The 12,149-nt window shown below is 32.5% G+C and carries 10 protein-coding genes and 1 pseudogene; 1 reads left to right on the top strand and 10 read right to left on the bottom strand.

Translation table 11 applies throughout. From position 1 onward, the window contains the following. Positions 1–159: 159 nt before the first annotated feature. The 4 genes from rplS to rpsP all read right to left on the bottom strand — a co-directional run bounded on the left by rplS (position 160) and on the right by rpsP (position 2,315). Complete coding sequence (rplS, locus tag SAMSHR1132_RS05680; RefSeq protein ID WP_000181404.1) at positions 160–510, bottom strand: 50S ribosomal protein L19; 351 nt, start codon at positions 508–510, stop codon at positions 160–162. Between the two features lie 102 nt (positions 511–612). Next, entirely contained in the window at positions 613–1,350 is a 738-nt protein-coding gene (gene trmD / locus SAMSHR1132_RS05675; RefSeq protein WP_000687321.1) for a tRNA (guanosine(37)-N1)-methyltransferase TrmD, read from the bottom strand. Next, positions 1,350–1,853 (bottom strand): ribosome maturation factor RimM, encoded by a 504-nt coding sequence (gene rimM, locus SAMSHR1132_RS05670; protein WP_001261978.1) that lies wholly within the window; start codon positions 1,851–1,853, stop codon positions 1,350–1,352. Before rimM ends, trmD begins: the two co-directional genes overlap by 1 nt. A 186-nt stretch (positions 1,854–2,039) precedes the next feature. Then, positions 2,040–2,315, bottom strand: a complete 276-nt coding sequence (gene rpsP, locus SAMSHR1132_RS05665; RefSeq protein WP_000268754.1) for a 30S ribosomal protein S16 — start codon at positions 2,313–2,315, stop codon at positions 2,040–2,042. 539 nt (positions 2,316–2,854) lie between these two features. Here rpsP and SAMSHR1132_RS13760 point away from each other — a divergent pair. Then, positions 2,855–4,215, top strand: a pseudogene (locus SAMSHR1132_RS13760) (IS1182 family transposase); the annotation flags it as partial. Between the two features lie 102 nt (positions 4,216–4,317). Here the strand turns inward: SAMSHR1132_RS13760 and ffh are convergent. The 6 genes from ffh to SAMSHR1132_RS05625 form a co-directional block, all read right to left on the bottom strand. Further along, on the bottom strand, positions 4,318–5,685 hold the full coding sequence (gene ffh / locus SAMSHR1132_RS05650) for a signal recognition particle protein (RefSeq protein ID WP_000863483.1): 1,368 nt from the start codon (positions 5,683–5,685) through the stop codon (positions 4,318–4,320). A 24-nt stretch (positions 5,686–5,709) separates the two neighbouring features. Further along, a complete protein-coding gene (locus SAMSHR1132_RS05645; RefSeq protein WP_000531321.1) occupies positions 5,710–6,042 on the bottom strand; it encodes a putative DNA-binding protein in 333 nt (110 codons plus the stop codon). After that, on the bottom strand, positions 6,029–7,279 hold the full coding sequence (gene ftsY, locus SAMSHR1132_RS05640; protein WP_000007676.1) for a signal recognition particle-docking protein FtsY: 1,251 nt from the start codon (positions 7,277–7,279) through the stop codon (positions 6,029–6,031). Before ftsY ends, SAMSHR1132_RS05645 begins: the two co-directional genes overlap by 14 nt. Continuing rightward, entirely contained in the window at positions 7,276–10,845 is a 3,570-nt protein-coding gene (gene smc / locus SAMSHR1132_RS05635) for a chromosome segregation protein SMC (protein WP_000262720.1), read from the bottom strand. The genes ftsY and smc overlap by 4 nt, the downstream gene beginning before the upstream one ends. A 131-nt stretch (positions 10,846–10,976) precedes the next feature. Continuing rightward, positions 10,977–11,708: a ribonuclease III gene (rnc, locus tag SAMSHR1132_RS05630; RefSeq protein WP_000043235.1), complete on the bottom strand. Its 732-nt coding sequence runs from the start codon at positions 11,706–11,708 to the stop codon at positions 10,977–10,979. Between the two features lie 115 nt (positions 11,709–11,823). Continuing rightward, complete coding sequence (locus SAMSHR1132_RS05625) at positions 11,824–12,057, bottom strand: acyl carrier protein (RefSeq protein ID WP_000426914.1); 234 nt, start codon at positions 12,055–12,057, stop codon at positions 11,824–11,826. Between the last annotated feature and the right edge of the window lie 92 nt (positions 12,058–12,149).

The raw sequence follows: 12,149 nt of genomic DNA, 5'->3' as shown, positions 1-12,149 counted from the left end.
AAAGCTCCTTTCGAATAGCGAAGAGAAAACAATTATATTATCAGATTTACTTACCTAAGCAACACAAAAAAACCACCTACATCACTACATAAAAGTGACCTAGATGGTTTTATCGATTGAGTCATAATTGACTCATACATAGCTTTGTTTAAATGCTGATTAACGAATTTCTTGGATTCTAGCAGCTTTACCACGTAAACTACGTAAGTAATATAATTTAGCACGACGTACTTTACCACGACGTTTAACTTCGATTTTTTCAATTTTAGGAGTGTGTAATGGGAATGTACGTTCCACACCAACACCTGATGAAATTTTACGAACTGTAAACGTTTCAGAAACGCCACCGCCACGACGTTTAATTACAACGCCTTCGAATACTTGGATACGCTCACGAGTACCCTCAATGATACGTACGTGTACACGTAAAGTATCACCTGGACGGAAACTTGGTAAGTCTGTACGTAATTGTGATTTAGTTACTGCTTCGATTAATTTGTGATTTGTCATTATAAATTCTCCTCTTCAACCTATGTTCTTGCCTCGACAAATATATAGCAGCGGATCATAGTGATTTTTGTGTTTCCACACTCAGATTATGTTAGCATAATGCTAGTCTTTTTTCAATCCTAATTTATATCTTTCTAAAATTTGCTTATCTACTTTAGTTAATGGATATTTTTCAATTAAATCCGGTCGTTTGTTATACGTGCGTATTAACTTTTGTTCATGTCGCCATGCATCTATATTGGCATGATTCCCAGATAATAAGACATCTGGTACAGTTAGACCTTTAAATTCACGAGGACGTGTATATTGCGGGAATTCTAATAAACCATCTGAAAATGAATCGTCTTGATGTGACTGTTCATTACCTAAAACTCCCGGAATAAGTCTAACAATAGCATCAGTCATTGTCATTGCTGGTAACTCACCGCCAGTTAACACATAGTCACCCATTGATATTTCATCTGTAACAAGATGTGTTCGGATACGTTCATCGTAACCTTCATAATGTCCACATATGAATACAATGTGTTCAGCGTTACTTAATTCAACAGCTTTCTGATGTGAAAATGGTTCACCTTGTGGGCACATTAAAATAACGCGTGTTTGTTCTGTGACATCTAAGTCTTCCATTGCATTAAAAACAGGTTCTGGCTTTAATACCATGCCCTGTCCCCCACCATATGGATAATCATCAACTTGATTATGTTTATTAACTGCATAATCTCTAAAATTAACTGTATTAGCTTGCAATTTACCATTTTCTTGGGCACGCTTCATAATTGAATGATTTAAGACGCCATCAAACATTTCAGGAAATAAAGTTAAATAATCTATTTTCATTATTCTAATAATCCTTCCATCGGTGTAATGATGATTTTTTTATTTTCAACATCAACTTCTTTTACAACGTCAGCAATGTATGGTATTAAATATTCTTTTGCGCCTTTTATTACCCAGACATCATTTGCGCCTGTTTCAAAAATGTTAATAACTCGACCGATTGGCGTGCCTTCATTATCAAAGACTGTACAACCAATAATATCTGAATAATAAAATTCATTCTCTTCAAGTTCTATATCTTCATGATCACGTTCTTGATAAATTGAACTTCCTTTTAAATGTTCAATATCATTGATATTATTGATTCCTTCAAATGTCAGCATATGTAGACCTTTGTGCACTCTATGTGACTTAACTGTATATTCAATATCTTTATTATTATATACAACTGTCAACACTTGACCTGGTTGAAAACGAATATCTGTAAAGTCTGAATTGGATTTCACTTTTATTTCACCTTTAATGCCGTGTGTATTAACAATTTGCCCGACTTCAACTCTCATACTATTACCTCCAACTCTATACTTTGAACTCTTCTATTTTAATTGAATTTAATTCAAAGAAAAAGGGTACCACAATGGTACCCCAAAACTTATTATAAAACTAACTCACATCACTCAATTTTTCATCAAATGATGGCTGTTAATTCAAATGAGTTATTCTAAATATTAGACCACAAAATAGCTAAATTACTTAGCTTTCTTTTGTTCGTCGAATTTTTTCATAATACCTTCTTTTGATAAGATATTGTGAACTGTATCAGTTGGTTTCGCACCATCATTCAACCATTTTAAAGCTAACGCTTCGTCAACTTTAATTTCTGGAGCATTAGCGCTCGTTGGGTTGTAAGTACCGATTTGTTCGATGATACGTCCGTCACGTGGAGAACGAGCATCTGCTACTACAATACGATAGAATGGATTTCTTTTTGAACCTAAACGTGTTAAACGAATTTTAACTGCCATTTATAAAATCTCCTTTAAGTCATGTTTTAATTTTTATTTTCTACAAGAAATAATATTAACAGGTGTACGAATGTTTGTAAAGAGTTTTTTCTTTACCTGAAAAAATATTGAATATTTTATCCCAAAAACTAATTGAAAACTAAATTACATCGGTGAAATGCTTAACCTAAATTCGATTACTATCAAAATATACACAATTATATTCATATGAACGAAGCTGGGACATAAATCCCTAAAAAAACAGCAGTAAGATAATTTTCAACTAGAAAATATCTTACTGCTGTTCTCTATTTATACAATACTTCGTATTGAATGGCTTCGCTATGCCCGTCTGGCACATTATTGTAAAATTCTATAAATAGAATTTTTTATGACGGGTCCCTTCCTAGGGTGCCGTCTCAGCCACCCCAACTGGCACATTGTTGTAAGCTGACTTTATGTCAGCTTCTGTGTTGGGGCCTCGGTCTTCGACTGGCACTGCTCCCTCAGGAGTCTCGCCATTAATACTACGTATTAACATGTAATTTTACTTTGAAATACTTTTAAAAAATAAGACACTTTCGTATAAAACTATTAATCGTTTTAGAGTGAATCCAAATACTGATGCGTTAATTGAATCTTTATTTATTCAGTTCCATAGTCAATGTTTAAAGCAAAATCTTATTGATGGTACAAAAGTAGAAGCTAGTGCCAATAGATATACATTTGTGTGGAAGAAAAGTATTCAAAATCATGAATCGCAATTGAACGAAAATTCAAAAGCATTATATCGTTACTTAGTTGAAGAAAAAATAATACCAGAGATAAAAGAAGATGGAGATAGCGATTTAACAATAGAAGAAATTGATTTAATTGGTAATCATTTAGATAAAGAAATCGAAGATTTAAGTCATTCTATTGAGAACGAAGATTGTGCTCAAATTAGAAAACAGACCCGTAAAAAAAGAACTGAGATTAAGAAGTTCAAAAATAAACTTGATGATTATTCTGAAAGAAAAAGTAAATATGAAGAACAAAAATTGATTCTTAAAGATAGAAATAGCTTTTCTAAAACTGATCATGATGCAACTTTTATGAAAATGAAGGAAGACCATATGAAAAATGGCCAACTTAAGCCAGGATACAATTTACAAATAGCGACAAATTCTCAATTTGTTTTATCCTATGACCTATTTCAAAACCCAACAGATACTAGAACTTTAATTCCATTTTTAACAATGATTCAAAATACCTTCGGTTATTTACCAGAGTATATTGTAGCTGATGCAGGTTATGGTAGTGAGCAAAACTATATGGCTATTATAGATAATTTTATAAAACACCACTTATTACGTATGGCATGTTTATTAAAGATAAAACTAGAAAGTTTAAAAGTGACATTTTTAACACTCAAAATTGGAAATACGACGAACTTAATGATGAATTTATATGTCCTAATAACAAAAGAATAGGTTTTAAAAGATATGTATACCGTAATGATAGATATGGTTTTAAACGTGACTTCAAACTATATTAATGTGATGACTGTTCAGCATGTTCTATGAGAAATCCATGCATGAAGCCAAATTCGAAATCCAATAAGAAAATTATGAAGAATTATAATTGGGAATACTTTAAGGCCAAAATTAACCAAAAGCTTTCTGAACCAGAAACGAAAAAAATCTATAGTCAAAGAAAAATTGATGTAGAGCCTGTTTTTGGATTTATGAAGGCTATTTTGGGTTTCACTCGAATGTCAGTTCGAGGAATAAATAAAGTTAAACGAGAGCTAGGTTTTGTATTAATGGCACTTAATATAAGGGAAATAGCAGCTCAACGAGCTGTACATTATAAAATGCATATCAAAAAAGCTGATTTCTATCAAATAATTAATAGAAATCAGCTTTTTTACATTGCCTAAGAACTTAATGTCCCACCCTCTCTATAAAACTTTAATTACAATACTATAAATGTAAAAACACCAACCTTAACTTGAATTAAAGATTGATGTTTTTATCAAAAATTAAAATGGTAAGTTCATACCTTTTAACATATTTTGCATTTGATTTCGTTTACCTTTTTTACCTTTACCGCCACCAGTAAATTGTTTCATCATTTTTTTCATATCGTTAAATTGTTTCATTAAGCGATTAACTTCTTGTAATGAGCGTCCAGAACCTTTAGCAATACGCTTCTTACGCGACACGTTTAATGTATCTGGATTGTTTCTTTCAGCTGGTGTCATAGACTGGATAATCGCTTTAATATGATCAATTTGCTTTTCACTCATATTAAGCTTATCTAGCCCTTTCATTTTGTTCATACCTGGAATCATTTTCATAATATCATCCAGTGGTCCTAAATTTTTCACTTGATCAAGTTGTTCTAAGAAATCATCTAACGTAAATGATGACTCACGCATCTTTTTCTCTAAGTCTTTTGCTTTTTCTTGATCCACATCTTGTTGCGCTTTTTCAATTAAACTTAATACATCACCCATACCTAAAATTCGTGATGCCATACGTTCAGGATGGAATAGTTCTAAACCATCTAATTTCTCACTCATACCTACAAATTTAATTGGTTTTTGAGTTACTGAACGAATAGATAAAGCTGCACCACCACGAGTGTCTCCGTCTAATTTTGTCAAAGTCACACCAGTCACATCTAATTGATTGTCAAATGACTCTGCAACGTTGACAGCATCTTGACCAGTCATTGAATCTACAACAAGCATGATTTCATTGGGTTTAGCAATTTCTTTAACTTCTTTCAGTTCATTCATCAATGCTTCATCAATGTGTAATCGACCTGCTGTATCAATGATTACAAAGTCTAAATGTTCATCTTTAGCATGTTGTAATGCATTCGTAACAATTTGTTGTGGTTTAACTTGATCTCCTTCACTATAAACAGGAATATCAATTTGTTTACCAACTGTTTGTAATTGATTAATCGCTGCTGGACGGTAGATATCTGCTGCTACTAACATGGGTTTTTTGTTGTATTTCTTACGCATTAATAATGCTAATTTACCAGCAGTTGTTGTTTTACCTGCCCCTTGTAAACCTACCATCATCACAACAGTTGGTGGTTTATTAGACATATTAATCGATGTGTTTTCTCCACCCATTAGCTTCGTTAACTCGTCTTGTACAATCTTAATCACTTGTTGACCCGGTGTTAGTGATTGCATAACGTCCGAACCTAAAGCACGCTCTGAAACTGTTTTAATAAATTCTTTTACAACTTTAAAGTTAACGTCAGCCTCAAGTAATGCTAATCTTACTTCACGCATCATAGTCTTTATGTCAGTTTCAGTAAGTTTACCTTTACCACGCATTTTTTGCATCGTTGCTTGCAGGCGTTCTGATAAGCCCTCAAATGCCATATCGTTGTCCTCCCTATATTTAAACTATTCTAAGTCTTCTAATTGTTGAATATAACGTTTTATTTGCTCAGGATCATTTAAATGTTGTTTCATTTGCTCATATATATCACGGCGTTGCTCAAATTTTCGATATAATTCTAGCTTCTTTTCATAATCTTCAACTAAATCGCCAGTTCTTCTTATATTATCATAAACTGCTTGTCTACTCACATTAAAAGTATCGGCAATTTCACTTAACGAATAATCTTCTAAGTAAAACAATTCTAAATAATTGCGTTGTTTATTCGTCAATAGTGATTGATAAAAGTCAAACAGATAGTTCATGCGCAATGTTTTAACTAAATCATTTTGGCCCATGTTGAACATCCTTTTCGTCTGCTTCATCTTTATTGTCTTCAACTGTTGTAATATCTTCATTTTGCTCAATCATATCCGCAAATAGACCATAAACATAGCTTTCTGGGTTAAATGGTTGTAAATCATCTAATTGTTCACCTAAACCTACGTATTTAACAGGAATATGCAATTCATTTCGAATAGCTAAAACAATACCACCTTTTGCAGTACCATCTAATTTTGTTAACACGATCCCAGTAACATTGGTAACTTCTTTAAAGTTTCTGGCTTGAGATAATGCATTTTGACCTGTAGTTGCATCTAAACATAACAATGCTTCATGTGGTGCGTCAGGTACAGCACGATTAATTACGCGTTTAACTTTTTCTAACTCTTGCATTAGATTCGTCTTGTTTTGCAAACGGCCAGCTGTGTCGCATATTAAGATATCAATATTTTTATTTTTAGCTGCATTAATCGCATCATACATAACGGCCGCTGGATCTGAACCTTCACTTTGACTAATAACGTCCACACCGACGCGTTCGCCCCACACTTTCAACTGATCAATAGCACCAGCTCTAAATGTATCACCAGCTGCTAGCATTACTTTTTTGCCTTCCATTTTATATCGATAAGCTAATTTCCCGATAGTTGTTGTTTTACCAACACCATTTACACCTACCATTAAAATGACATTTAAACGACCATCTTCTAAATTCATCGCTTCAGAATTATCGTCTTCTTGATGATAAATTTCAACAATTTTCTCGACGATGACTTCACGTAAATCTTCAGTATCTTGAATGTTTCTTCGTTGTGCTTCCATACGTAGTTCTTCAGTTAATGTCATTACAGTATTAAAGCCTACATCTGCTGTAATTAGCATTTCTTCTAAAGCTTCAAAAAAGTCCTCATCTACTTTACGGTATCTAGCAATTAAGTTATTTAATTGCTCTTGGAAGTTTTGACGTGATTTTTCAAGTCCTGCTTTAAATTTAGCGCCCATTTTTTGAGCTTCAATTTCTTCAAAATCTTCAATCGAAATTAAACCATCATCATCAAAGTCCGCTTCACTTAATTTTCTAGGCTTCTTTTTCACTTCAACTGTTTCTTCAACTTCATTTACGTCCTGTGTTGAATCATTTGAACGTGTATCATCTACTTTATCTTGACTTTGTTCCTCATTTAATGATTTTACTTCTTCATTTTCTTTATTTGTAGCAAACTTATCTTTTAAGCGTTTAAAAAAGCTCATGATTGCTCCTCCTTCAACACATCATCTATTGTATTTAAATTCACACTAACAAGTTTAGTTACACCCGATTCTTGCATTGTTACACCATATAATCTATCTGCAAATTCCATCGTCCCTTTACGGTGTGTAATTACTATGAATTGTGTTTCATCTGACAATTCATTTAAGTATTTCGCATATCTGATGACGTTTGCTTCATCCAATGCCGCTTCAACTTCATCTAGTATAACAAAAGGTGCAGATCTTACTTTTAAAATGGCAAATAAAAGGGCTATTGCCGTTAATGCACGTTCACCGCCACTTAATAATGACAAATGTTGTAATTTTTTACCTGGTGGCTGAACTACAATATCAATACCCGCAGTTAAATAATCAGATTCTGTCAATTGTAATTCTGCTTGACCACCGCCAAACAATTGTTTGAAAACAGTAGTAAAATGTCCTTGAATCGCATGGAATGTTTCTTTAAAACGCTCCGTAACTTCTTGGTCCATTTCATTAATGATTTGCTCTAACGTTTCTTTGGCTTTACGAAGATCTGTACGTTGTTCGCTTAAAAATGTATAGCGTTCATTCAATTCTTCAAATTGTTCAATTGCATTCAAATTCACAGGTCCTAACTCTTCAATAGACATCTTCATTAATTTTACTTTTTTACGCAAAGTATCAATCGACTCTTCACTTACATATTCAGCTTTAGCGCGTTCAACTGTTAATTGATATTCATCATTTAGATGATCCATTGCATGGTGAATCAGGACATCTAGTTTAGATTGCTCGGCTTTAATATCTTGATAGTGATTCTCTATCGATAAAATATCTTGATGGCATTCTTGCAACATTGCTTCTTGAGTGTCAATTTGTGCATTCAAGTCAATACGCTGCTGTTTTAATTTGTCTAATTCATCTGATAAACGTGTTCTTGTTTCTTGTTGACCATTAATTTGATCTTTAATATTTTGAAAAGCTTGTTCACCCATTACTTCGTCAGAATTAAAGAATTCAATTTTTTCTTTAACTTCTTTTAATTGATGCTTCGTTTGTTGATGTTGATTATTTAACCGTTCAATTGTTTGTTGTTGTGCTTTAATTCGCTCTTTTACAACAGCTAAATCAGATTGTTTTTGGTGCAATGATTGTTGTGTTTTTGTAACACTTTCTTTACCTTCCTTAGAAAGTTTAGTATAACGTTCAATTTCATCCTCTAAACGTTTTAATGATACTTTAATACTTTCTAATTGTGCTTCTTTTTCACTTAAAGTTTGACGACTCTTATCACTTGTATAACCATCATTTTTTTCAAATTCAAACTCTTCATGATCATTTTTTATTTGTGTTTCTTGAGTTGTTAATCGGTCAAGTTCCATTTCTAAATGATGGACTTGCTCTTTTAAAACATTATGTTTTTGACTTTTTTCAAAATATTGTTCACTTAATTGATCGCTTTTTGTTTTTAAATCTTTAAATTGTTGTTCAAATGACTCAGTTTGACGTAAATAGTCTTCTAATTGACTCCTCATAGTAGTCAGCTCATCTTTTTGCGACAAGATACTCTTAGATTTTCGAGCTCCACCACCTGTCATAGAACCACCTGGATTTACAATATCACCTTCAAGTGTAACGATACGTGTTCGATATTTAATCGCACGAGCCAATTCATTTGCATGCTTTAAGTGATCAACAATAATTGTATTTCCTAATAAATTCCCGATTATATTTTGATATTCAGGAGCTACTTTCACAGCCTCCGAAGCGATACTAATAAATCCGTCAGTATTACTCGCAATCGATTTAATTTCCGTTGCAATTACTCTACTTTGAATTACATTTAATGGTAAGAACGTTGCACGGCCTAAGTTACGCTCTTTTAAAAATTGAATAGCATTACGTCCGTCTTTTTCCGAATCAACAATAATATGTTGCAAAGATGCACCTAACGCTGTCTCTATTGCTTGTGTTAATTTTGAGGGTACATCAATAATTTCAGCAACTGCACCATGAATACCTTTCAAATCTTTATGTTTAGCTTTTAAAATATGTTTAACACCATTAAAGAAATACGTATACTCCTCTTCTTGTGTAGCTAAACTATCAATACGCGTTTTCATTTTTTCAGTATATCGATACGCTTGATATAATTTCTCTTCATATTCATTTTGCGATTTTTTAGTATCAGTTAGTGCTTTTTCTATGTCTTTAATTTCTTTATCAACGATAGCTAATTCTTTGCTAACTTTCTGATAGTCCTTTTTCGTTGTTTCAATTTGACCCTGAATTTCTTTTAATTGTTCAAAAACTTCAACTAATCGAGAATCAAGTCTTGATTTTTTAGCTTCATTTTCTTCGATTGTATGTTTTAAAAAGCGAATATCATTATTAACATCAGATTGTTCAGACATTAAAGTGTAGTATTCATTTTTAATTTCTTCTAATTTTTCATCATGCGCTTCATCAGAAATATATAACTGTTCTTCTAATTGACGAATAATACCATTAAGTTCTTTTTGTTTCGCTTTTAAAGTTTCAAGAGTGCTTTTGGCTTCTGTCTGTTCATTTATTATATTTTCCAAAAGCTCATTTAAATTTTCTTGTTCCTCTTCATAACGAGCATTTGTTTCAGATTGATTCTTCTTTCGCTCTTCCAAAACATTTAACTGACCAGTGTATTTTTCAAATGCTTCAGTCGCTTTTACTAATTGATAGTTCATCGACTCAACATCGTTATCAATTTGCTGGCGTTCACCTTTATATTGTTGGATTTTCTGGCTTAGACTTTGTTTATCCGATTCTTTTGCAGCTTGTTGACCTTTTAAATCATTTAAACGTTGATCTAATTGTTGATTATCATTAGTATATTGATCGATATCATGCACTGTTACAACGATGTCGCTATGCTTCATTTGTTGTGAAAGTGTTTTATATTCTTTTGCAACTGTCGCCTCTTCTTTAAGTGGTTCTACACGACCTTCTAAATCGTATAAAATATCTTCAACCCTAGTTAAATTATCCTCAGTTTGATCCAATTTATTTAATGATTCAGCTTTACGCTTTTTGTATTTAAGCACTCCTGCTGATTCTTCAATAATTTGACGTCTATCAATTGGTTTCGCATTAAGTATCTCATCGACTCTACCTTGAGATATAATACTATAAGCTTCTTTACCCAATCCAGAATCTAAAAATAAATCGGCAATATCTTTTAACCTTGCACGATCATTATTTAAGTAGTACTCACTTTCACCGCTGCGATATAATCTTCTTGTGACAACAACTTCATTTTCATCAACGCTGAGCTTGTTAGAATGATTATCTAGTCTTAATTGTACTTCAGCATAATTTTGGGCCTTACGGTGTTCTGCTCCTGAAAAAATTATATCTTCCATTTTAGAACCACGTAGTGATTTTGCTGATTGTTCACCCAATACCCATTTAATGGCATCTGTAATATTACTTTTACCACTTCCATTTGGACCAACTATTGCAGTAACACCTTTATCAAATTGTACATTCGTTTGATCTGCAAAAGATTTAAATCCAATGGCATCTATTGATTTTAAATAAACCATTCTTAACTCCTTATCACTATTTTATAGAACATGTGCAAGTTTTAATTCATTTATGTAAAGTTTATAACACAGTTGTTCAATAAAATATAAAAAATTCTTTCATAAACCCTTTTTTAATATCTATTCACACATTATTTTATTTGTTTTAATTGTTTATATGCGCTTTCAGCAGCACGTTGCTCTGATTCTTTTTTTGTTTTCCCTTTACCTTCAGCTATTGCTTGTCCTTGCAAGATAACTTCAGATGTAAATAATCGATGATGTGCAGGACCTTCTTCTTTAATCAGGTTATATGTTACATCACCTTTATTTTGTTGATGTACATATTCTTGAAATTGCGTTTTAAAATCAACAACACCTAATAATTCATTTTGTTCTACATGCGGGAAAATAACTTTCTCAGCAAAGCGCCAAACCACATCTAATCCTTGATCTAAGTACATGGCACCTATAAATGCTTCAAATGCATCAGAAATTAATGATGGTCGTGTACGTCCACCGGTTTTTTCTTCACCTTTCCCAAGTAAAATCATTTCGTTTAATCCAATTTTATTCGCAAATATTACAAGTGAGGGCTCACATACAATAGTGGCACGCATTTTTGTTAAATTCCCTTCCGGCAAGTTAGGGTGTTTATCAAATAAATATCGTGAAACCGTCAATTCTAATACCGCATCACCCAAAAATTCTAAACGTTCGTTGTGATCTAAGCGATTCATATTAAAATCATTAATAAAACTTGAATGTGAAAATGCTTGTTGGTATAAATCAATATTATGATAAGTAAAGCCTAATTCTGTCATTTTAGTATCAAAGCGCTTTCTAAAACGATTTACTATCTCACTTTTCTTTTGTTTAGACATTTCATTATCTCCTTTATGTATTGCTCTCGAATCATCTTTAATTTTACGTTAAAACTATTGATAATTAAAGAAAAAAACTGAGTCGACAATACTGACGACCCAGATGTAAGATTTATTATTTTTCAAGACTGTTAATAAATTTAACAGCATCACCAACAGTGTTGATTTTTTCAGCTTCTTCATCAGGAATTTCAGTACCAAACTCGTCTTCTAATTCCATTACTAATTCAGCGATATCAAGTGAGTCAGCGCCTAAATCATCTTTGAAAGATGCATCTTCAGTTACTTTATCAGCGTCTACACCTAAACGGTCAACGATGATATCTTTTACTTTATCGAAATTTTCCACGTCGATTCACCTCCTTTAAAAATGCCTATACATAGACTACTATATTTTCCCATTTTAAATTCTAAAAAACAAGTAGAAATTTTAGAAACAGT

The organism is Staphylococcus argenteus (assembly GCF_000236925.1).
In the GTDB taxonomy this organism is placed as follows: domain Bacteria; phylum Bacillota; class Bacilli; order Staphylococcales; family Staphylococcaceae; genus Staphylococcus; species Staphylococcus argenteus.
The sequence above is the reverse complement of the archived record's forward strand: the minus strand, read 5'-3'. Positions and strand labels throughout refer to the sequence as shown.